19 protein-coding genes are annotated in these 21450 nt (G+C 71.1%); 13 read left to right on the forward strand and 6 right to left on the reverse strand.

Annotated elements, in window-relative coordinates; translation table 11 throughout:
* Positions 1-234 precede the first annotated feature (234 nt).
* Positions 235-654, reverse strand: coding sequence for a PaaI family thioesterase (locus tag AWQ70_RS16905; RefSeq protein ID WP_067177042.1), 420 nt, complete (start codon positions 652-654; stop codon positions 235-237).
* 63 nt (positions 655-717) lie between these two features.
* On the opposite strand from AWQ70_RS16905, the gene polA reads away from it, so the two are divergent.
* From polA to AWQ70_RS37675, 8 genes are all read left to right on the forward strand, one after another.
* The gene (polA, locus tag AWQ70_RS16910) at positions 718-3396 is read left to right on the forward strand and encodes a DNA polymerase I (protein WP_067177045.1); all 2679 of its coding nucleotides are present in this window, start codon (positions 718-720) and stop codon (positions 3394-3396) included.
* Between the two features lie 94 nt (positions 3397-3490).
* On the forward strand, positions 3491-4573 hold the full coding sequence (locus AWQ70_RS16915) for a polysaccharide deacetylase family protein (RefSeq protein WP_245647000.1): 1083 nt from the start codon (positions 3491-3493) through the stop codon (positions 4571-4573).
* 180 nt (positions 4574-4753) lie between these two features.
* A complete protein-coding gene (rpsA, locus tag AWQ70_RS16920) occupies positions 4754-6223 on the forward strand; it encodes a 30S ribosomal protein S1 (RefSeq protein ID WP_067177048.1) in 1470 nt (489 codons plus the stop codon).
* Positions 6224-6333: 110 nt separating this feature from the next.
* Positions 6334-6867, forward strand: coding sequence for a GNAT family N-acetyltransferase (locus AWQ70_RS16925; protein ID WP_067177050.1), 534 nt, complete (start codon positions 6334-6336; stop codon positions 6865-6867).
* A gap of 89 nt (positions 6868-6956) precedes the next feature.
* Positions 6957-7553: a dephospho-CoA kinase gene (gene coaE, locus AWQ70_RS16930; RefSeq protein ID WP_067177053.1), complete on the forward strand. Its 597-nt coding sequence runs from the start codon at positions 6957-6959 to the stop codon at positions 7551-7553.
* Between the two features lie 99 nt (positions 7554-7652).
* Positions 7653-9764, forward strand: coding sequence for an excinuclease ABC subunit UvrB (uvrB, locus tag AWQ70_RS16935; RefSeq protein ID WP_067177055.1), 2112 nt, complete (start codon positions 7653-7655; stop codon positions 9762-9764).
* Positions 9765-9994: 230 nt separating this feature from the next.
* A complete protein-coding gene (locus AWQ70_RS16940) occupies positions 9995-10585 on the forward strand; it encodes a hypothetical protein (protein WP_218004576.1) in 591 nt (196 codons plus the stop codon).
* Positions 10582-10872: a nuclear transport factor 2 family protein gene (locus AWQ70_RS37675; RefSeq protein WP_281197039.1), complete on the forward strand. Its 291-nt coding sequence runs from the start codon at positions 10582-10584 to the stop codon at positions 10870-10872. Before AWQ70_RS16940 ends, AWQ70_RS37675 begins: the two co-directional genes overlap by 4 nt.
* 180 nt (positions 10873-11052) lie before the next feature.
* Here AWQ70_RS37675 and AWQ70_RS16945 read toward each other — a convergent pair whose 3' ends face one another.
* On the reverse strand, positions 11053-11460 hold the full coding sequence (locus tag AWQ70_RS16945) for a RidA family protein (RefSeq protein ID WP_067177057.1): 408 nt from the start codon (positions 11458-11460) through the stop codon (positions 11053-11055).
* A gap of 142 nt (positions 11461-11602) precedes the next feature.
* Here AWQ70_RS16945 and AWQ70_RS16950 point away from each other — a divergent pair, with 142 nt between their 5' ends.
* Positions 11603-11983: a winged helix-turn-helix transcriptional regulator gene (locus AWQ70_RS16950; RefSeq protein ID WP_067177059.1), complete on the forward strand. Its 381-nt coding sequence runs from the start codon at positions 11603-11605 to the stop codon at positions 11981-11983.
* Between the two features lie 417 nt (positions 11984-12400).
* Here the strand turns inward: AWQ70_RS16950 and AWQ70_RS16955 are convergent, their stop codons facing one another.
* Entirely contained in the window at positions 12401-13015 is a 615-nt protein-coding gene (locus tag AWQ70_RS16955) for a DUF4126 domain-containing protein (RefSeq protein WP_067177061.1), read from the reverse strand.
* 232 nt (positions 13016-13247) lie between these two features.
* Entirely contained in the window at positions 13248-13985 is a 738-nt protein-coding gene (locus AWQ70_RS16960; RefSeq protein ID WP_157530113.1) for a hypothetical protein, read from the reverse strand.
* A 221-nt stretch (positions 13986-14206) separates the two neighbouring features.
* Here AWQ70_RS16960 and AWQ70_RS16965 point away from each other — a divergent pair, with 221 nt between their 5' ends.
* Together AWQ70_RS16965 and AWQ70_RS16970 are read left to right on the forward strand one after the other, a co-directional pair.
* Positions 14207-16171, forward strand: coding sequence for a sensor histidine kinase (locus tag AWQ70_RS16965; protein ID WP_067177066.1), 1965 nt, complete (start codon positions 14207-14209; stop codon positions 16169-16171).
* Entirely contained in the window at positions 16168-16839 is a 672-nt protein-coding gene (locus AWQ70_RS16970; protein WP_157530115.1) for a response regulator, read from the forward strand. The genes AWQ70_RS16965 and AWQ70_RS16970 overlap by 4 nt, the downstream gene beginning before the upstream one ends.
* A 195-nt stretch (positions 16840-17034) precedes the next feature.
* Here the strand turns inward: AWQ70_RS16970 and AWQ70_RS16975 are convergent, their stop codons facing one another.
* The gene (locus tag AWQ70_RS16975; protein ID WP_067177068.1) at positions 17035-18189 is read right to left on the reverse strand and encodes an NAD(P)H-dependent flavin oxidoreductase; all 1155 of its coding nucleotides are present in this window, start codon (positions 18187-18189) and stop codon (positions 17035-17037) included.
* A 112-nt stretch (positions 18190-18301) separates the two neighbouring features.
* The gene (locus AWQ70_RS16980; protein ID WP_373282335.1) at positions 18302-19009 is read right to left on the reverse strand and encodes an acyltransferase; all 708 of its coding nucleotides are present in this window, start codon (positions 19007-19009) and stop codon (positions 18302-18304) included.
* A gap of 153 nt (positions 19010-19162) precedes the next feature.
* Here AWQ70_RS16980 and pyrG point away from each other — a divergent pair, with 153 nt between their 5' ends.
* The gene (pyrG, locus tag AWQ70_RS16985; RefSeq protein WP_067177070.1) at positions 19163-20833 is read left to right on the forward strand and encodes a CTP synthase; all 1671 of its coding nucleotides are present in this window, start codon (positions 19163-19165) and stop codon (positions 20831-20833) included.
* Positions 20830-21441, forward strand: coding sequence for an NUDIX domain-containing protein (locus tag AWQ70_RS16990; RefSeq protein WP_067177072.1), 612 nt, complete (start codon positions 20830-20832; stop codon positions 21439-21441). Before pyrG ends, AWQ70_RS16990 begins: the two co-directional genes overlap by 4 nt.
* Positions 21442-21450: the final 9 nt, after the last annotated feature.

Genomic DNA, 21450 nt, shown 5'->3' on the forward strand with positions numbered 1-21450 from the left:
GGATCGTTTCCCGCGCGCGATCCGCGCGGTCGGAGTGGGGGAGGGGACGGCGCCGTCCCGTCCGACTCGTCGAGCCCGCGGCGGCCTTTGGGTCCGCGCGCAGCTTCCCCGGCTCCGCACGTTGTCTACTCGGCTCGCCACGGGCTCCGAGCGAGCTACTACGGTAGCGACGGCACCGCCCGCTGTGCAAAGAAACGGCGCGATCCGTCCCGATCGGCCGGAGGGCGGGCTCGGTCAGCCGGCGTCGCGCAGCATGCACGTGAGCCGCGCCGTGCAGACCCGGCGGCCCTCGTCGTCGGTGATCTCGATGTCGTACGTGGCGAGGCTGCGGCCGCCGTGGATGCGGGTGGCGACCGCGGTGACGTGGCCGGAGGTGGCGGAGCGGTGGTGCGTGGCGCTGATCTCGATGCCGACCGCGACCCGCCCGGGCCCGGCGTGCAGCGCGGCCCCCATCGAGCCCACGGACTCGGCGAGCACGCAGGAGGCGCCGCCGTGCAGCAGGCCGTACGGCTGGGTGTTGCCCTCCACCGGCATGCGCCCGACCACCTTCTCGGGGGTCGCCTCCAGGAGCTCGATGCCCATCCGATCCGGGAGGTGCCCGCGGCTGATCTGGTTGAGGAAGGTCACGGACTCGTCGGGATTGGTCAGGGTCAAGGGGATGCCTCCTGTGCGCAAGAGCCTGCGGTTTCTGTCGTAGATGGAGACTAGGCTGCGGATGTGCCGAACACCGAAGCGACCCCCGACCGTCCCTGCCTGCTGCTCCTGGACGGTCATTCCCTTGCCTACCGCGCCTTCTACGCCCTGAAGGACGCGAACCTCATGACGACGGACGGTCAGCACACGGAAGCGGTGTACGGCTTCACCTCGATGTTGACCAATATTCTCCGTGACGAGCGGCCGAGTCACGTCGCGGTCTGCTTCGACCGGAGCGAGCCGACCTTCCGGCACGAGGCGTTCGAGTCCTACAAGGCGAACAGGTCGGAGACGCCGGAGGACTTCCGCGGCCAGGTGCAGCTCATCTTCGAGCTGCTCGACGCGCTGCGCGTCCCCCGTATGTCGCTCGCGGGGTACGAGGCCGACGACCTGATCGCGACGCTCGCCACGCAGGCCTCCGGCGCGGGGATGAACGTCCTGATCGTCACCGGCGACCGCGACGCGCTGCAGCTCGTCGACGACAAGGTGACGGTGCTGATGACGCGGCGCGGCATCAGCGACATGACCCGGTTCACGCCCGAGGCCGTCATGGACAAGTACGGCCTCACCCCGGCGCAGTACCCCGACTTCGCCGCGCTGCGCGGCGACCCGAGCGACAACCTGCCGAGCATCCCCAGCGTGGGCGAGAAGACCGCCACCAAGTGGATCTCCGAGTACGGCTCGCTGGACGAGCTGGTCCGCCGGGCCGACGAGGTCAAGGGCAAGGTCGGCGAGAAGCTCCGCGAGCACCTCGCCCAGGTGATCCACAACCGGATGCTGACCGAGCTGCGGCGCGACGTCCCCCTCGACGCGGCGCCGGACGCGCTGACGGTGGGCGAGTGGGACCGCGAGGAGATCAACAAGCTGCTCGACACGCTGCAGATCCGCGGCGAGCTGCGCGACCGGCTCTTCAAGACCCTCGGCACGGCCGAGCCCGAGACGGGTGAGGGCTTCGAGGTCGAGGTCACGGTGCTCGGTCCCGGCGAGGTCGGCGCGTGGCTGGCCGCGCTGCCCGAGGGCCGCGCCGGCCTCGAGTTCCGCGGCTCGTACGGGAGTGGCACCGGGCGGCTCGACGGCATCGCGGTCGCCGCGGGGGAGGGCGCCGCCTACATCGACCCGACCCAGCTCACTCCGGAGGACGAGGCCGCCCTGGGCGCGTGGCTCGCCGACGAGGCCAGGCCGAAGGCCGTCCACGACGCCAAGGGGCCGCTGCTCGCCCTGTGGGAGCTCGGCATGGACCTGCGCGGCCTGACCTGCGACACCGCGCTCGCCGCCTACCTGGCGCTGCCGGGGCAGAGCTCGTTCCCGCTGAACGACCTCGTCCTGCGTTACCTTCACCGCGAGCTGCGCAGCGAGACCAGCGCGAACGGGCAGACCAGCCTGTTCGAGGAGGACGACGCGGCTGCGGCCGAGCTGGCGCTGCGCGCCCACGCCGTACGCGACCTGGCCGACGAGCTGGAGGCGCGCCTGTCCAGCCGGGGCGGCACCCGGCTGGTCACCGAGGTCGAGCTGCCCCTGCTGCGGGTGCTCGCCTCGATGGAGCGGGCCGGCATCGCGGCCGACGGGCAGTACTTCGCGGCGCTGGAGGCGGAGTTCGGCGCGGCGGTCAAGCAGGCGGTCGAGGCGGCGCACGCCTCGGTGGGCGAGCAGTTCAACCTCGGGTCGCCCAAGCAGCTCCAGGAGATCCTCTTCGTCCGGCTGAACCTGCCCAAGACGAAGAAGACCAAGACCGGTTACACCACCGACGCCGACGCGCTGGCGTGGCTGGCGGAGCAGACCGAGCACGAGCTGCCGACGATCATGCTGCGGCACCGCGACCAGATGAAGCTGCGCACCACGGTCGAGGGCCTGATCAAGGAGATCGGCGACGACGGGCGCATCCACACCACGTTCAACCAGATCAAGGCGGCGACCGGGCGGCTCAGCTCGGAGAAGCCCAACCTGCAGAACGTGCCCATCCGCACCGCCGAGGGCCGCCGGATCCGCAAGGGCTTCGTCGTGGGGCAGGGGTACGAGACGCTGCTCACCGCCGACTACAGTCAGATCGAGCTGCGGATCATGGCGCACCTGTCCGGTGACGAGTCGCTGATCGCGGCGTTCGAGTCGGGGCACGACTTCCACAAGGCGACGGCCGCGCGGGTGTTCGACCTCCCGCCCGAGCAGGTGGACGCCGACCTGCGGGCCAGGATCAAGGCGATGAACTACGGCCTCGCCTACGGTCTGTCCGACTTCGGGCTGTCCGGCCAGCTCGGCATCCCGGTCGCCGAGGCGCGCGCACTCAAGGACGAGTACTTCCAGGAGTTCGGCGGGGTCCGCGACTACCTGGAGGAGGTGGTCTCCCGAGCGCGCAAGGACGGCTACACCGAGACGATCCTCGGCCGCCGCCGCTACCTGCCGGACCTGACCAGCGACAACCGGCAGCGCCGCGAGATGGCGGAGCGCATGGCGCTGAACGCGCCGATCCAGGGCTCCGCGGCCGATGTGATCAAGGTGGCGATGCTCGACGTGCAGCGGGCGATCGAGGGCATGAGGTCGCGCATGCTGCTCCAGGTGCACGACGAGCTCGTCTTCGAGGTCGCTCCCGGCGAGCTGGAGGAGCTCAAGCGCGTGGTGGTCGAGCACATGTGCGGCGCGTTCCAGTTCCGCGTTCCGCTCGACGTGTCCGTCGGGGCCGGCCCGACCTGGGAGGACGCCGGCCACTGACCCCGGCCCGGCCGCCCCCGGCCGGTGCGCGATTCACCCGGAACCCGGGCAGAGATGACCTTTCACAAGTTTTGCGCAGTATGGTCAAATCATTGTGCGGAAACTTGCTCGGGTGACGCTGGTCGCCAATGCGGCGGTGGTCGCGGTGGGGCTCGTGGCGCTGATGGCGCTGCCCTCCGCGGAAGGTGACGAGTCCGGAGACAGGAGGATCCCGGCCAGGGCCGAGCCCCCGGGGCAGGGCTCGCCGAGCGCGGCGGAGCCGCCGCCATTCACCGCGACGGTGGAGTCGGCCCGCGAGGCCGGGGCGAACGAGCTCGGCCTGGTACCGGTGATCATGTATCACCGGCTGCTGAACAAGCGGATCGCCTCCATCGACCGGACGCCCGCCCAGCTCCGGGCCGAGCTGGTGCGGCTGGCCAAGGCGGGCTACGTGCCGGTCACGGCCGCCGAGTTCGCGAGCGGCAGGATCGACATCCCGGCGGGGGCGCACCCGGTCGTGCTCACCTTCGACGACGGGCACCCCTCGCACTTCGCCCTGGACGACCAGGGCAACCCGAGGAACGACACCGCCGTCGGGATCATCTACGAGGTCGCGGCCAAGTACCCGGACTTCCGTCCCGTCGCGACCTTCTGGGTGAACCGCGCGCCGTTCGGCCTGCCCGACCGGGAGCGGCAGGAGGCAGCGGTGAAATGGCTGGTAGATCACGGTTTCGAGGTCGCAAACCATACGTATTCGCATCCCGACCTGCGGCGGCTGCCCACGAAGAAGGTCGCCGAGCAGATCGTCAGGCAGGAGCGGCTGCTCAAGAAGCTCGGGGCCCCGCCGTCCCGCACGCTCGCCCTGCCGTACGGCTCCCGCCCCCGGAAGGGCGGGACGGCGCTCGCGGGGAAGTGGGACGGCACGCGCTACCGCTTCGACGCCGTCTTCCTGGCCGGGGCCGAGCCGTCGGTTCCGCCCTACGCGAAAAGCTTCGACCGGTCCGCGATCTGGCGCATCCAGTCCAACGGCAAGAAGGGAGAATGCCGCCGCTGGTGTTCGGCCTACTGGCTGGACTGGCTGGACAAGCACCCTGACCGGCGCTACACGTCGGATGGGGATCCTGAGCACATCTCCATACCGAAGAGGCTTCGAGGTAATATCATTTCAAAGGCGGCGAAAAAGGTCATCGCTTACTAGTGCTGTGGCCGGATTGACCTGGGACGCGTCGTCTCATATGCTGATCGCTGCGCTGTGGGCTCGCGTGCGCCTCGGACGGAGCGGGCTCGCGCTCGGTCATCCATACCTTGGTTGAACGAAAAACAAGCCCATCGCGCCTCGGTCACAACGACATCTGTCCGGTTCGGAGCAATTCCACACATGACGAGCAGCACTGAGGCCACCTCGAGCACCCCGCAGGTAGCGGTCAACGACATCGGTTCCGAGGAGGCCTTCCTCGCCGCGATCGACGAGACCATCAAGTACTTCAACGACGGCGACATCGTTGAGGGCACCGTCGTCAAGGTCGATCGAGACGAGGTCTTGCTCGACATCGGCTACAAGACCGAGGGTGTCATTCCTTCGCGTGAGCTCTCGATCAAGCACGATGTCGATCCTGCCGACGTCGTCGAAGTCGGCGAGCACGTCGAGGCCCTGGTCCTCCAGAAGGAGGACAAGGAAGGCCGTCTGATCCTGTCCAAGAAGCGCGCGCAGTACGAGCGGGCCTGGGGCACGATCGAGAAGATCAAGGACGAGGACGGCATCGTCACCGGCACCGTCATCGAGGTCGTCAAGGGTGGTCTCATCCTCGACATCGGCCTCCGTGGCTTCCTGCCGGCGTCCCTGGTCGAGATGCGACGCGTGCGCGACCTGCAGCCGTACGTCGGCCGCGAGCTCGAGGCGAAGATCATCGAGCTGGACAAGAACCGCAACAACGTGGTCCTGTCCCGCCGCGCGTGGCTGGAGCAGACCCAGTCCGAGGTCCGCCAGACCTTCCTCAACACCCTGCAGAAGGGTCAGGTCCGCAAGGGCGTCGTCTCCTCGATCGTCAACTTCGGTGCGTTCGTGGACCTCGGCGGCGTCGACGGCCTGGTCCACGTCTCCGAGCTCTCCTGGAAGCACATCGACCACCCGTCCGAGGTCGTCGAGGTCGGCCAGGAGGTCACCGTCGAGGTTCTCGACGTCGACATGGAGCGCGAGCGCGTCTCCCTCTCGCTCAAGGCGACGCAGGAAGACCCGTGGCAGCAGTTCGCCCGCACCCACCAGATCGGCCAGGTCGTGCCCGGCCGCGTCACCAAGCTGGTGCCGTTCGGTGCGTTCGTCCGGGTCGAGGAGGGCATCGAGGGCCTGGTCCACATCTCCGAGCTGGCCGAGCGCCACGTGGAGATCCCGGAGCAGGTCGTGCAGGTGGGCGACGAGATCTTCGTCAAGATCATCGACATCGACCTGGACCGCCGCCGCATCTCCCTCTCGCTGAAGCAGGCGAACGAGGGCGCGATGGGCGCCGACGTCGAGTTCGACCCCACGCTCTACGGCATGGCGGCGACCTACGACGACCAGGGCAACTACATCTACCCCGAGGGCTTCGACGCCGAGACCGGCGAGTGGCTCGAGGGCTTCGACAAGCAGCGCGAGGAGTGGGAGCGGCAGTACGCCGAGGCCCAGGCTCGCTTCGAGGCCCACAAGAAGCAGGTCGAGCAGGCCCGCGCCGAGGAGGCGGAGGCTCACGAGGCCGCTCCCTCGTCGTACTCCGGCGAGACCTCGGGGGCGTCCCAGACCGGTGGCGGCGCGCTCGCCTCGGACGAGGCGCTCGCCGCCCTGCGCGAGAAGCTGGCCGGCGGCCAGAGCTGACCGCTCGGGACGTGAGGTAGACGAACCACGGAAAGGCCCCGCTTCGGCGGGGCCTTTTCGCGTTCCGATACCGCGTGCCGGCCTCGTTCGCCGGTCGATAGGGTGCCCCCGTGACGGACATCGAGATCGTGAGGGCGTCGCCCGGCGACGCCGGGGAGATCCTCACCCTGCAACGCGCCGCGTACGTGACCGAGGCCCAGATGTACGGCGATCCCTTCATCGCCCCCCTCGTCGAGTCGTACGAGCAGGTCCTCGCCGCGATCGCGACCGGTGTGGTGCTCAAGGCCGTCGAGGGCGCCCGCGTCGTCGGGTCGGTGCGCGGCAGGCTGCCGGACCCCGCGCGGCACGAGGGCGGCCCGCCAGTGCGCCCCGGACGGGAGACGACGTCTTCCACCGGTCCCGCCTGCGTGGTGGGCCGCCTCGTCGTCGCCCCCGACCGGCAGGGGAACGGCATCGGCACCGCGCTGCTCGACGCGCTCCACGCGGAGATCCCGGAGGCCGCCGCCTTCGACCTGTTCACCGGGCACCTTTCGGAGGGCAACCTGCGGCTCTACCGCCGGCTGGGATACCGGGAAACGCGCAGAGAGCGGCTCCAGGACCATCTCACCCTGATCCACATGAGGCGCGAGGCGGCACCGCGATGACCCAGCCGGTCCCCGGACGTCCGCAGAGCGGGCTTTGGGGCGCTATGGGCCGCCTGCCGGGTACGAGAGGGTCCCGATAGGCTGCGGGCGTGATGAAGGTGGGTCTCACGGGCGGCATCGGATCGGGCAAGAGCGAGGTCTCCCGGCGCCTCGCCGGGTGCGGGGCGGTCGTCATCGACGCCGACAAGATCGCACGAGAGGTGGTGGAGCCCGGCACCGAGGGGCTCAAGGAGATCGTCGAGGCGTTCGGCGACGGTGTGCTCCGCCCGGACGGGAGCCTCGACCGGGAGAGGCTCGGCTCCATCGTCTTCGCGGACGCCGGGAAGCTGGCCGTGCTCAACGCGATCGTCCATCCGAAGGTGGGCGCGCGGGTGCAGGAGCTCCAGGAGGCCGCGCCCGAGGACGCGATCGTGGTCTACGACGTCCCGCTGCTGGTCGAGAACGGGCTCGCGTCGATGTACGACCTGGTTGTCGTCGTGGACGCGTCCGACGAGATCCGCCTGGACCGCCTCACCCGGCTGCGGGGCATGTCCGAGGGTGACGCGCGGGCCCGCATCGCGGCGCAGGCCGCCAGGGACGACCGGTTGAAGGTCGCCGACGTGGTCATCGCGAACGAGGGCCCGCTGGAGGACCTGGACGCCCGCGTCGCCGAGCTGTGGGAGGACCTGCGCGCCAGGGCCGCGTGACCCGCGTGCGGCCGGCGCAGGGGCCGGCGAGCGGTCCCCGGGAACGCGTCGGCGCCCCCGGGCGGGAAATGTCGGTGGCCCGGCGTAGGTTATGCAGACGTGAGGCCCGTAACCGACCTGCAGCGCAAAGTGGCTCCCTTCGAGGTGGTCACCGACATGAGACCGTCCGGCGACCAGCCCACCGCGATCGCGGATCTGGAGCGCCGAGTCAAGGCGGGGACCAAGGACAACGTGCTCCTCGGCGCCACCGGCACCGGGAAGACCGCGACCGTCGCCTGGCTCATCGAGCGTCTGCAGCGCCCGACACTCGTCATGCAGCCGAACAAGACGCTCGCCGCGCAGTTCGCGAACGAGCTGCGCGAGATGTTGCCGAACAACGCGGTCGAATATTTCGTGTCGTACTACGACTACTACCAGCCCGAGGCGTACGTCCCGCAGAGCGACACCTACATCGAGAAGGACTCCTCGATCAACGAGGAGGTGGAGCGGCTGCGCCACTCCGCGACCAACTCGCTGCTGACCCGGCGCGACACGGTGGTGGTGGCGTCGGTGTCCTGCATCTACGGCCTCGGCACTCCGCAGGAGTACGTCGACCGCATGGTCCGGCTCAAGGTGGGCCAGGAGGTCGAGCGCGACCAACTCCTGCGCAAGCTCGTCGACATGCAGTACGCGCGCAACGACCTGTCCTTCACCCGGGGCACCTTCCGGGTGCGCGGCGACACCATCGAGATCATCCCGCAGTACGAGGAGCTCGCCGTCCGCATCGAGATGTTCGGCGACGAGATCGAGAAGCTCGCCACGCTGCACCCGCTCACCGGCGAGGTCATCACCGAGGACGAGGAGCTGTACATCTTCCCCGCCTCGCACTACGTCGCCGGTCCGGAGCGGATGGAGCGGGCGATCCGCGACATCGAGGCGGAGCTCGCCGAGTCGCTCGGCCGGATGGAGCAGCAGGGCAAGCTGCTCGAGGCCCAGCGGCTGCGCATGCGCACGACGTACGACATCGAGATGATGAGGCAGATCGGCACCTGCTCCGGCATCGAGAACTACTCCCGCCACATCGACGGCCGAGGTCCGGGCAGCGCGCCGAACACGCTGCTCGACTACTTCCCGGAGGACTTCCTGCTCGTCCTGGACGAGTCGCACCAGACCGTGCCGCAGATCGGCGCGATGTACGAGGGGGACGCGTCGCGCAAGCGCACCCTGGTCGAGCACGGGTTCCGGCTGCCGTCCGCGATGGACAACCGCCCGCTCAAGTGGGAGGAGTTTCTGGAGCGGATCGACCAGACCGTATACCTGTCCGCCACGCCCGGGCCGTACGAGCTGGGCCGGACCAAGGGCGACGTGGTCGAGCAGGTCATCCGCCCGACCGGGCTGGTCGACCCCGAGGTCGTCGTCAAGCCGACCAAGGGCCAGATCGACGATCTGATGCACGAGATCCGGCTGCGCACCGAGAAGGACGAGCGGGCCCTGGTCACCACCCTGACCAAGAAGATGGCGGAGGATCTCACCGACTATCTCCTGGAGAACGGCATCCGCGTGCGTTACCTGCACAGCGAGGTCGACACGCTCCGGAGGATCGAGCTGCTGCGCGAGCTGCGCATGGGCGAGTTCGACGTGCTGGTCGGCATCAACCTGCTCCGTGAGGGCCTCGACCTGCCCGAGGTGTCGCTGGTGGCCATCCTGGACGCCGACAAGGAGGGGTTCCTGCGGTCGGAGACGTCGCTGATCCAGACGATCGGCCGTGCCGCGCGAAACGTCTCCGGCCAGGTCCACATGTACGCCGACAAGGTCACGCCCAGCATGGAGCGGGCCATCGAGGAGACCAACCGGCGGCGGGCCAAGCAGATCGCGTACAACGAGGCGAACGGGATCGACCCCCAGCCGCTGCGCAAGAAGATCGCCGACATCCTGGACAGCCTGGCCAGGGAGGACGCCGACACCACGCAGTTGCTCGGTGGCGGCGGGCGCCAGCAGTCGCGCGGCAAGGCCCCGGTTCCCGGGCTCGCGTCGCGTACGGCGGGGCAGCACGCCAAGGCGATCGCCGGGGAGATGCCCCGGGCCCAGCTCGAGGCGCTGGTCGAGTCGCTCACCGAGCAGATGCACACGGCCGCGGCCGACCTGCAGTTCGAGGTGGCCGCGCGGCTGCGCGACGAGATCAAGGAGCTCAAGCGCGAGCTCCGCGACATGCGCGAGGCCGGCGTGAAGTGACCGTCCCGATCAGGTTGGTGAAGTGACCATCCTGCCCGTGGGCCCGCCTGGCCTGAGCGGTGAGGCGGCCCGGTCAGGGGGGCGCCTGGCCTGAGCGGTGAGGCGGCCCGGTCAGGGGGCGCCTGGCCTGAGGGGTGCGGTGGCAGGCCCGCTCGCCGGGCGTGCCGCGCCGATGGGTGATCTGACCCGATACGCTGCCCGGGCGGGTGAGCGCGAGGCGAGGTGAGGGCATGCGGCCGGCGGTGGGCGATCGGCTCCGGCGTTGTTCGGCGTGCGGTTGCTGGGAGTACGGCGGCGCCCCGGACTGCCCGCGCTGCCGCATCCTGGTGGACGAGGTCGTGGAGAGCGGCTGGCGGGAGTTCCTCACCCGTGAGTTCGGCGCGGTCATGCTCGGTGACGAGCAGGGGATCGCCGCGATGGTGGTGGACGAGCCCGACCGGCACGACTGGCGGGTGGTGGACGCCGCCATGGACCGCCTGGTCTGCCCCGGCTGCGGGAGCCGTCTCGGCGCGGGTCCCGTCGGCTGCGGCGACTGCGACCGCGCCCACGGCTTCCGCTACTCGGCGATCGAGACGGATCGCCCCGGCGTTCATTGGGGGAACGAGCACGCCATCCGGGTCAACGTGTCCATCGTGCGCGCACCGCACCGCACCTCGGCGGCCGATCTCCTCGCCCGCCGGGTGTCGCTGGCACCCGTGCTGGTCGGTCACCACTTCACGATCGAAGTGGCCCAGCGCATGGGCGCGATGGTGAAGAGGGGCGCCACCTACGCGGAGCTGGCCTGTCTCTTCGAACCCCTCTCCGTCCCGGCCGACTCCTGAAATGCGCCTGTCGCCGCGGCCGGCCCCGGATCGCTCCCGCGTACGCGGCGGGCAGGAGCGCTCTGCCCGTTCGGTTCGACGAGTTCCGCACCGGTGCCGTCCACCACACCGCCGACCCCGAGGTGATCGTCGCCGAGTACGAGATGACGGGTACGGTGACCACGACCGGACGCAGTGCGACCGCGGCGTTCGTGCTGGTTCTGAGGGTCAGGGACGGCCAGGTCGTGCACTGGCGCGAATATCAGGACATGGCCGCCATCGCCCAGGCGTTCGTGGACGAGCGCTGACCTCTGGGCAGCGAATCCGTCGGCAATGCGGACGAGTGCTGACCTTCAGGTCGTGAATCCGTCGGCCGCGCGGGTGAATCCGTCGGCCGCGCGGGCCAGGGCTGACCTTCAGGCGGTGAATCCGCCGGCTACGCGAGCGACGCGGCCGGGTCCGGCGGGCGGCCGTTCGTGAACGCCTGCTCAGTCGATGACCGCGGTGGCCTCGACCTCGACCAGATGGTCAGGTGCGGCCAGCGCCGCGACACCCAGCAGCGTGCCCGGCGGCACCGGGGTGACCCCGAGCTTGGCGGCCGCCCGAGCGACCCCCTCCAGGAACAGGGGCATCTTGTCGGGGGTCCAGTCGACGACGTAGACGGTGAGTTTCGCCACGTCGTCGAAGGAACCGCCGGCCTCGGCCAGGGCGATGCCGATGTTGAGATAGCACTGCTCGACCTGGGCGGCGAGGTCGCCCGCGCCGACCGTGACCCCGTCGGCGTCCCACGCGACCTGCCCGGCGACGAAGACCAGCTTCGAGCCGGACGCGATCGACACCTGCCGGTAGGCGTCGATCTCCGGCAGTCCGCTGGGGTTCACCAGGGTGATGGCCATGCCGCATTCCTCCTTGTCATGAGAGCCCGCGGGCTCGCTTCCACCGAACCGAGACGCTCATGGTCTCTTGTGGTTACTCAGGAACCGTAAGAGAGTGGCCGATGACATGGAAGAACGCACTTTTCAGTGACTGGGGCACCTGATGGTGACAAAGCAGCTCAGAGGCTCAGTGGACGATGCGGACCTTCTGCGCGCGGATTCTTTGGCACGGGAGATCTTCTCGGACGTCGCCAACAAGTGGGCGTTCCTGATCATCGAGTCTCTCGGTGAAGGAACGCTGCGCTTCAGCGAACTGCGGAACGAGATCGAGGGCATCAGCCACAAGATGCTCACCCAGAATCTGCGCATGCTGGAGCGCAACGGCCTGGTCGAGCGGACCGTGCACCCGACCGTGCCGCCGCGGGTCGAGTACACCCTCACTGAGGCGGGCCAGGGCCTGCGCGCGACCGTCGACGGAATGTGCGCCTGGACCCACCGGTACCTCGGTCACATCGAGGCCTCTCGCCGCCGTTTCGACGCCTGACGGGGCGGAGCACTCGCACGCGACCGCCGTCGGCCGGGTCCCACCTCGGCGGTTCCTCGTCGTGCCGGCACGGGCCGCGGAAGAGGCCCCCTCGGCGCCTCCAGTAGGTACGGCCTCGGGGGAGGCGGGTGGCTTCAGGCGGCTTCCGTCCTGGGGGAGCGGCGGGCGGCCTCAGGCGGGCTGCGCGGTACAGGAGCGGCGGGTGGTTTTCAGGTGGGTTCTGCCGCCCCGGAGCGGCGTTTGTTTCAGGCGGGCTCCGCGGTACGGGAGCGCCGTGGCGGTTTCAGGCGGGCTCCGCGGTACGGGAGCGCCGTGGCGGTTTCAGGCGGGTTCCGCCGTACGGGAGCGGCGGGTGGTTTCAGGTGGGTTCTGCCCTCCGGGAGCGGTGGGCGGGTTCAGGCGGGTTCCGCCGTATGGTCAGGCGGGTGGTTTCAGGCGTTCCGCCGTACGGGAACGGCGGGCGGCCCGGTGGCGGCGCACACGGCGGAGGAGCCGCCAGCCGACGAAGACGAGGACCGCGACCGCGACGACGACCAGCACCGGCAGGAAGATGGCGATGAGGCTCATGCCGAGCGCGCCCGCGTCCTCGACGGTGCTGACCACCGGGGCGCCCACCCCGGCGGTGGTGACGTTCACCACCGGGCGGGCGCTCGCCTTGACGGCGTGGACCACGAGGGCGACGGCGATGCCGAGGATCCAGCCGACGGCGGGATGCTCCGCCATCCAGGCCGAGTTGTCCAGCTCGGCGGCGGCCGCCGTGGCGCTGAAGACCACGCCCCCGGAGGCGGGGCGCACCGCCGTCTGGATGATGTCGTTGACGTGATCGACGACCGGCACCTTGTCGAGCACGATCTCCGCGACGAGGAGCACGGCGACGATCAGCAGGACCCAGCCGTTGGAGAGCCACTCGTAGCCTTGCGGGAGCCGTACGGCATCGGTGAAGTGGGCCACCAGCCCGACGACGAGCAGCGGGATGTAGGCGTTGAGCCCGGCGGCGGTGGACAGGCCGAGCCCGGTGAGTGCGGCGAACATCACCCCTCCAACGAAAACGTCCGCGTGCCGGTGCCCGGAAGCGCGCGGAAATCCGGCAGGAGACCATCATCCCCGGTGGGCGGAGCGCCGCGGGCGGCCGCCGGGGTGAGGCCGGCGGCCGCCGTGCGCGAGAGGTCTTCCTGGGCCAGGGCACGTGGATCGGGAGCGGTGGCCGGCCCCGCGGGGATCGCAGGTCCGGGGGCCGGTGGTCGCCGCTGGGCGGAGGGGGGTGTCACATGCCGAGGGCGGGACGCGAGGGGGGAAGGTCGAAGTCGTCGTTCCGCATGCGGAGCAGCGCGTACGACGCTCCGGCGAAGCCGGCCGCGGCGACGAGCAGACCGACGCCCTGGGCGACATGGCCGGGCAGGAACGGATGGGTGAGGCCGCCCACGGCCAGGGCGAGCCCCATCCAGGCAGGGGCGACGCGGCTGCGCCACAGCGCGAGGCCCAGCAGCAGCAGGCCGACGACGATGCCCACGATGAAAAGGAGGCCTCCGAGGAGTTGCAGCGGCTCGTTCTCGGTCAGGTCGGAGAGCCTGGTCATGACGGCGGCGTCGAGCCCGTCCCGGACGGTGAGGTACGCGAGGCGGTTGCCCCCGATGATCAGCGCGATGCCGGAGAAGGAGCCGAGCAGCGAGATGAAGCCCCCGAACGAGGCGAGCCGCGGGGCGCCCCGCCGGGCCGCCCAGACCACCGCGAACGTGGCGGCGGGGAGCCCGACGACGAAAACGGCGCCGACGTACTGAAGGACGCCGGCGAGCTCCTGATGGGCCTCGTACGCGGCGAGGGTGTCGGCGAAGGGCGCCCCTCCGTCGACCGGACTGAGCAGGTAGTAGACGGCCTGGCCGAGCATGGGCAGCGGTGCGATCACCGCGAGAAGGACGCGCCAGAAGCCGCGCACGTCGCGGGGAGGCGCGGTCGGCGACGAGTCGGCGCCCGTCGCGGAATCGGGTCGGATATCGGGTTGCACGGTGTCCTCCGGGATGGGTGTCGTTCCTGCTGGGGGCGGAGCTTCCTCGGGTCGAAGCGAGCGGCGCCGCGGTCGCGCGGGCCTCCCGTCGTTCGGAGCATGGAAGGCGAGCGCCCCCGCCGTCGTGGGCGCGAGACCCCGGGAACGGTCCCAGACGCTCCCAGGCGAGATGGGAGCGCGCACCCATGGTCATCGGGCCCCGCGGCCCCGATGATGGGCGCATGGCGGTGAAGCGGGCCGGACCAGTCGCGGTGGTCGCGGTCACAGGTCTCCTGGACGCCGCGACCTGGGCGTCGTGGTTCGCGGGCGGACTCACCCTGGCCGACGCGGCCGATTCGTACCTGCTGACCAACAGCGCGATATCGGTGACGTTCACGGCCTTCGGCGCGCTGGTGCTGGCCCACCGGCCGCGGCACCGGATCGGGCTGCTGTTCGTCGCCTACGGAGCCTGCTACACCGTGAGCGTGGCCTGCCTCGGCCTGCTGTCGGGAGTCTTCACGCTGCCGCCCGGCTGGGAGCGGGCCGTCGACCTCGTCGGCATCACCGTATGGATCCCGGCGCCGGTGGTCTGCCTGCCCCTGATCCTGCAGCTCTTCCCCGACGGCCGGCCGCTGTCCCCCCGGTGGCGCCCACTGGCGGTGGTGACGCCCGCGCTGGCCCTACTCGCCCCGGCGGTGACGCTGCAGCCGGGCGGCGACACGGGCGAGCCGACGGCCGATCACAGCCCGCTGCTGCCCGCGGCCATGGGGCGGGTGGCGGCGGCCCTGGTGCCCGTGTTCGCCGCCGCCGCGGCTCTGGCGCTGCTGGGCGGCCTCATCGCGCTCGGACTGCGGGCCCGGCGGTCCCGGGGCGCGGAGCGGCTCCAGGTGATGTGGCTCCTGTGGGCGGTGCTGCTCTTCGTGGTGCTGAACCTGCAGCGCATCGTCACCACCGACGGCCCGGTCCTGTTCCTGCTCACCCTGCCGCTGATCCCCGCGGCCGCCACGGTGGCGATCGTGCGCCACCGGCTCTACGACATCCGGCTGATCATCAACCGCTCCCTGGTGTACGGCGTGCTCACCGTGGGCGTGGTGGGGGCGTACCTGGGCATCGTCGCGGGCGTGGCGCCGCTGGCCCACGACTGGCTGTCGGCGAGTCCGCTGGTCGCGACCGGCCTGATCGCGATGGCGTTCGCCCCGGCTCGATCCGCCCTCCAGTCTTTCGTGGACCGGCTGATGTACGGCCGCCGGCGCGACCCCGCCGAGGCGGCCGCGCGGGTGGGGTCGCGTCTGACGGCGGGGCTGGACGGGGTGCTCACCGCGGTCTGCGAGGCGCTGCGCCTGCCTTACGCGGCCGTGCGATCCGACGGCCGCCTGATCGCGACCTGCGGAAGCCCCACGCCCGCCTGGCATGTGGTGGCGCTGGAGGTGGCCGAAGGGGAGCGGGCCGAGCTTCTCGTCGGGCTGCGTGCGGGCGAGGCGCGGTTGTCCGCCGCCGACCGGCGCGCCCTGGACCTGCTGGCGGCGCCGGTCGGACTCGCCCTCCAGTCGGTACGCCTGTCGGAGCGGCTTCGCGAGTCGCGCAGGCAGATCGTGGCGGCCAGGGAGGAGGAGCGGCGGCGGCTGCGCCGCGACCTGCACGACGGCCTGGGCAGCGCGCTGGCCGCGGTCACCCTCAAGGCGGACGCGGCGCACAACCTGCTGCGGAGCGACCCGTCCCACTGCGGGCGGCTGCTGCTCGACCTGCGCGGCGATCTCACCGACGCGATCGCGGACATCCGGCGGCTGGTCTACGACCTGCGCCCGCCCGACCTGGACGAGTTGGGGCTCGCCGGAGCGCTGCGGCAGCGCGCCCAGCAGTCCTGGCGTCGCGACCACGCCGGGTTCGTGGTCACCGTGGACGTCCCCGACGACCTGCCGCCGCTGCCCGCCGCCGTCGAGGTCACCGCGTACCGGATCGCCACCGAGGCGGTCACGAACGCCCTGCGCCACAGCCGGGCGAGCACCTGCAGGGTCTCGCTGCGCGCGGACGACGCGCTGCATCTGGAGGTCCGCGACGACGGCGCCGGCCTCTCCGGCGCCTGGACCCACGGCGTGGGCCTGCGCTCGATGCGCGAGCGCGCCGCGGAGCTGGGCGGGACGCTCACCGCCGGACCGACGAACCAGGGGGGCCTCGTCCATGCCCTGCTGCCATTGGAGAGCGCATGACCGCCGACGGCCCGATCCGCATCGTCGTGGTGGACGATCATCCGCTGATGCGCGAGGGATTGCGCGCTCTGGTCGCCTCCCTGCCCGACATCGACGTCGTGGGGGAGGCCGGCGACGGCGAGGCCGCCCGCCGCGAAGCCCTGCTCACCGCCCCCGACGTCGTGGTCATGGACCTCCACATGCCCGGGACCAACGGCGTGGAGGCCACCCGTGCGATTCTGCGGAGCGCGCCGTCGACCCGGGTCCTCGTGCTGACCATGTTCGAGGACGACGAGTCGGTCTTCGGGGCCATGCGGGCCGGAGCCTCGGGCTATCTCGTCAAGGGGGCGCGACAGGACGAGATAGTCCGGGCGATCTGCTCGGTCGCCGCGGGGCACGCCGTCTTCGGCCCGAGCGTCGCGCGCCGGATCATCGACTTCTTCGCCGGGGCGTCCCGGCCCGTACCGGCCGCCGAGCCCTTCCCCGAGCTCACCGCGCGTGAGCGCGAGGTCCTCGACCTGATCGCCGCCGGTCACGCGAACTCCGCGATCGCCCGGCGCCTCGTCATCAGCGTCAAGACCGTCAGCAACCACATTTCGGCGATATTCGCCAAGTTGCGGGTCGCGGACCGGGCCGAGGCCATCGTCCGCGCCCGCCAGGCGGGCCTCGGCGCAGAACCGCGACCGTGACGCGTGCCCGGCTCGCTTCCCGCACGGATCCCGCGACCGCGACCCGCCGCTTTCCGCACCGTCTTTCCGCCCCGTCGCCCCGTCGCCCCGGCAACCGGAACGAACCGGTCGCGTCGGGCCGGGAACGGAACGAACCGGTCGCGTCGGACCGGCAACCGGAACGAACCGGTCGCCGGGGCGATCAGGAGGGGGCGATCAGGAGCCGGTGATGCCGCGGAGCCGCTCGACCGCTCCGGCGTACCCCTCGATCATCTCGTAGACCACCTGGCGGGCCGGTTTGACCTGGTTCATCTGGCCGACGACCTGCCCGACGAAGTAGTTCGCCAGCTCGCGCGCGCCCGAAGCCCCCGCCTCGGCGGCCCGCCCCACCCGGGCCATCGCCGCCTCGGCGAGCAGCAACTGGAGCGGCATGCCGAGCGGGCCGGGGCTCTCCGGCGCGCCGTCCCATTCCTCCGTCCAGGCGGACCTGAGCTGACGGGCGGGCTTGCCGGTACGCGAGCGCGACCTGACGGTGTCGCGGGAGGTCGCCGCGAGCATCTTGCCCTTCACGGCCGGAGGCGTCTCGGCCTCGTCCGTGGTGAGCCACACAGAGCCGCACCACACGCCCTCCGCGCCGAGCGCGAGCGCCGCGGCGACCTGGCGGCCGTCGGCGATGCCGCCCGCGGCGAGTACGGGGACCGGCGCCACCGCGTCCACGACCTGGGGGACCAGGACCATCGTGGAGATCTCACCGGTGTGCCCGCCCGCCTCGGTGCCCTGGGCGACGATGATGTCCGCTCCCGCCGCCACCTGCCGTTTCGCGTGTTCCACGGTGCCGACGAGCGCCGCGACCGGCACCCCGGCCGCCCGCGCCCGCTCGACCATCTCGGGAGGCGGCGGCCCGAGTGCGCTGGCGATCAGGCCGATGGGGTGCTTGAGCGCGACGTCGATGAGCCGGGTCGCGCCTTCGTGCGTGACCCTCCGGCCCACGTCGGACCCGTCGGCGGCGCCTCCGATCCCGACGCCTCCGAAGTCACCGGGACCGCCGGAGACGGCGACGCCGTACTTGCGGAACAGGTGGTCGACGAAGTCGCGGTGCGCCTCGGGGATGAGGTCCGGCAGGCGCGCTGCCGGATCCGTCGCGGCCGCGTCGATCTTGCCCGGGACCAGCACGTCCACGCCGTACGGCCGGCCGCCGACCTGGGCGTCGATCCAGGTCAGCTCCTCGTCCAGCCGCTCGGGCGTGTACGCGACGGCGCCGAGGACCCCGAAGCCGCCCGCGTTGGTGACCGCGGCCACCACGTCCCGGCAGTGGCTGAACGCGAACAGCGGGAACTCGACGCCGAACCGTTCGGTGAGGCTGGTGCGCATGCCGCGAACCTACGCCGCAGAACAACGTTCGGTCCAGGGGTGATCAGGCGTGCGCGGCGGACGGCGCCGCGCCCGCGTCAGGTGCGGCCCCCGGGAGACGCCCCGGGCCGGGTCATTCGTTCGACGCGAGGAGCCGTACGGCGGGCTCTCCCGGCTCCCCGGCGTCCGGGCCGCCGTCCGGCCCGTGGGGCATGCCGCCGGGGCGCGGCGGGGTGTGCCAGCCCTCCTCGGGGGAGTACGTGCGGACGAGCCGCGCGGGCACCCCGGCCACGACGGAGTGGTCGGGGAACTCGCCGCGCACGACCGCGCCCCCGGCCACCACCGACTGGCGGCCGAGCCGGGTGCCGGGCAGGATGATCGCCCCGGCGCCCAGCCAGGAGCCCGACCCGATCGAGACGGGGTTGTTGCGCGGCCACTGCCGTCCGATCGGCGTCTCGGGGTCGTCGTAGACGTGGTTCTGGTCGGTGATGTAGACGTACGGCCCGGTGAAGACGTCGTCGCCGATGTCGATCGACTGGTGGCCGACGATGTGGCTGCCCCTGCCGATCGAGCAGCCGCGCCCGATCCTGACGACGGAGCCGGGCCCGAGGTCGACGCCCGGCCCCATGCCCGCCGAGATCGAGACGCGCTCGCCGACGAGCGTGTGGTCGCCGATCTCGATCCACGCCTCCCCGAAGATCGCGCCGAGGGGGAAGGAGATGCAGGCGCCCTCGCCGAGCCGGCGGAACCGGTAGCCCGCGGGGGAGAGCGGGCTGACGGCCCCGGCGGCCTTCGCGTACGCCCAGCCACGGTGGAGCAAGCGGCCGACGGCACGCTTCACGATCGACATAATGGGACAAGTTACTCCTCGGTCCAAGTGCGGGCTATGGCGGGTTCGTGCACGTAGTGGACAAGGTTTGTTATTCTGAGAGCCCGTGGGCATGGCGGCCGCCCCAACCGGGCGGCCGGGGATCGCAACACCACGGGAGCCACTTTGCGCAGCGCCGCACATACCAAGCATCTGTTCGTCACCGGCGGCGTCGCCTCCAGTCTGGGTAAAGGGCTCACCGCCTCCAGCCTCGGCCGCCTCCTCAAGCTTCGCGGGCTGCGGGTCACGATGCAGAAGCTCGACCCCTACCTCAACGTCGACCCGGGCACGATGAACCCGTTCCAGCACGGTGAGGTGTTCGTCACAGACGACGGGGCCGAGACCGACCTCGACGTCGGCCACTACGAGCGCTTCCTCGACACGGAGCTGCACGGGTCGGCCAACGTCACCACGGGCCAGGTCTACTCCAACGTGATCGCCAAGGAGCGGCGCGGGGAGTACCTCGGCGACACCGTCCAGGTCATCCCGCACATCACGAACGAGATCAAGGACCGCATCCGCGGCATGGCCGGCCCGGACGTCGACGTCGTCATCACGGAGGTCGGCGGCACGGTCGGCGACATCGAGTCGCTGCCCTTCCTGGAGGCCGTCCGGCAGGTCCGCCACGAGGTGGGCCGCGACAACGTGTTCTTCCTCCACGTCTCGCTGCTGCCGTACATCGGCCCGAGCGGCGAGCTCAAGACCAAGCCGACCCAGCACTCGGTGGCGGCGCTGCGCAGCATAGGCATCCAGCCCGACGCGATCGTGCTGCGGTCCGACCGCCCGGTCACCAACACGATCAAGCGCAAGATCAGCCTCATGTGCGACGTGGACGAGGACGCCGTCGTCTCCGCCGTCGACGCCGCCTCGATCTACGACATCCCCAAGGTGCTGCACGCCGAGGGCCTCGACGCGTACGTCGTGCGCCGGCTCGGCCTGCCGTTCCGCGACGTGGACTGGACGCAGTGGGACCAGCTCCTGCGCCGGGTGCACCGCCCGGCCAAGGAGGTCACGATCGCCCTGGTCGGCAAGTACATCGACCTGCCCGACGCGTACCTGTCGGTCACCGAGGCGCTGCGGGCCGGCGGCTTCGCCAACGACGCGCGGGTCAACATCCGCTGGGTCAAGAGCGACGACTGCGAGTCCCCCGAGGGGGCGGCGCGCGAGCTCGACGGCGTCGACGGCGTGCTGATCCCGGGAGGGTTCGGCGTGCGCGGCATCGAGGGCAAGGTCGGCGCGATCCGGCACGCCCGTGAGAACGCCGTCCCGCTGCTCGGGCTGTGCCTCGGCATGCAGTGCATGGTGATCGAGGCGGCGCGCAACCTGGCCGGCATCGAGGACGCGGGCAGCACCGAGTTCGACCCCGAGACCCCCGCCGCAGTGATCTCGACCATGGCCGACCAGGAGGACGTCGTCTCCGGCGAGCGCGACATGGGCGGCACGATGCGGCTCGGCCTCTACCCCGCCAAGCTGACGGAGGGCTCGCTCGCCCGCCAGCTGTACGGCAAGGCCAAGGTGGAGGAGCGGCACCGGCACCGCTACGAGGTGAACAACTCCTTCCGCGAGCGCCTGGAGAAGGTCGGCATGGTGTTCTCCGGCCTCTCGCCGGACGGCCGCCTCGTCGAGTACGCCGAGCTCGCCACCGACCAGCACCCCTTCTTCATCGGCACCCAGGCGCACCCCGAGTTCCGCTCGCGGCCGACCCGGCCGCACCCGATGTTCAAGGGCCTGGTCGGCGCCGCGCTCGCGTACGCCGACGCGCGCGGCACCACGGCGAAGGCGGGCCGGGCCAAGTGAGGATCGAAGACGTCGCGGAGTCGTGGGAGGTCACGGACTCCAAGGAGCGGTTCACCGCCCGCGTGATCTCCGTACGGACCGACACGGTGCGGATGCCGGGCGACGAGACGGCCGACCGTGACTACGTCGTCCACCCCGGTTCTGTGGCGGTGCTCGCGATCGACGAGGACGACCGGGTGCTGATGATCCGCCAGTACCGCCACCCCGTGCGGCGGCTGCTCTGGGAGCTGCCCGCCGGGATCAGGGACGTCCCGGGCGAGCCGCTGGTGGACTGCGCCGCCCGCGAGCTGGCCGAGGAGGCGGGCTACCGGGCGCGCACCTGGCACACGCTGGTCGACATCTACACCTCGCCCGGCATGTGCGACGAGCGCATCCGGATCTTCCTCGCCCGCGACCTGTCGCCGATCCCCGAGGAGGAGAACGACTACGTCCACCGGCACGAGGAGATCGGCATGCCGGTGGAGTGGATCCCCCTGGGGGAGGCGGTGGAGAAGGCGTTGGGGGGAATGATCCACAATTCCCCGGCCATCGCCGGTATCCTCGCCGCGTACGCCGCTTCCGCCGACGGCTTCAAGGGGCTCCGCCCCGCCGACGCCCCGGAGGCCTGAGTCCGTAGG

Origin of the sequence: Microtetraspora niveoalba, from assembly GCF_001570405.1 — a bacterium.
GTDB classification, from domain to species: Bacteria; Actinomycetota; Actinomycetes; order Streptosporangiales; family Streptosporangiaceae; genus Microtetraspora; species Microtetraspora niveoalba.

Excerpts from the sequence above, each read along its gene's own strand:
- rpsA (WP_067177048.1), top strand. The coding sequence starts at position 4,754 with ATGACGAGCAGCACTGAGGCCACCTCGAGCACCCCGCAGGTAGCGGTC.
- AWQ70_RS16940 (WP_218004576.1), top strand. The coding sequence starts at position 9,995 with ATGCGGCCGGCGGTGGGCGATCGGCTCCGGCGTTGTTCGGCGTGCGGT.
- AWQ70_RS16945 (WP_067177057.1), bottom strand. The coding sequence starts at position 11,460 with ATGGCCATCACCCTGGTGAACCCCAGCGGACTGCCGGAGATCGACGCC.
- AWQ70_RS16950 (WP_067177059.1), top strand. The coding sequence starts at position 11,603 with ATGGTGACAAAGCAGCTCAGAGGCTCAGTGGACGATGCGGACCTTCTG.
- AWQ70_RS16955 (WP_067177061.1), bottom strand. The coding sequence starts at position 13,015 with ATGTTCGCCGCACTCACCGGGCTCGGCCTGTCCACCGCCGCCGGGCTC.
- AWQ70_RS16965 (WP_067177066.1), top strand. The coding sequence starts at position 14,207 with ATGGCGGTGAAGCGGGCCGGACCAGTCGCGGTGGTCGCGGTCACAGGT.
- AWQ70_RS16970 (WP_157530115.1), top strand. The coding sequence starts at position 16,168 with ATGACCGCCGACGGCCCGATCCGCATCGTCGTGGTGGACGATCATCCG.
- AWQ70_RS16975 (WP_067177068.1), bottom strand. The coding sequence starts at position 18,189 with ATGCGCACCAGCCTCACCGAACGGTTCGGCGTCGAGTTCCCGCTGTTC.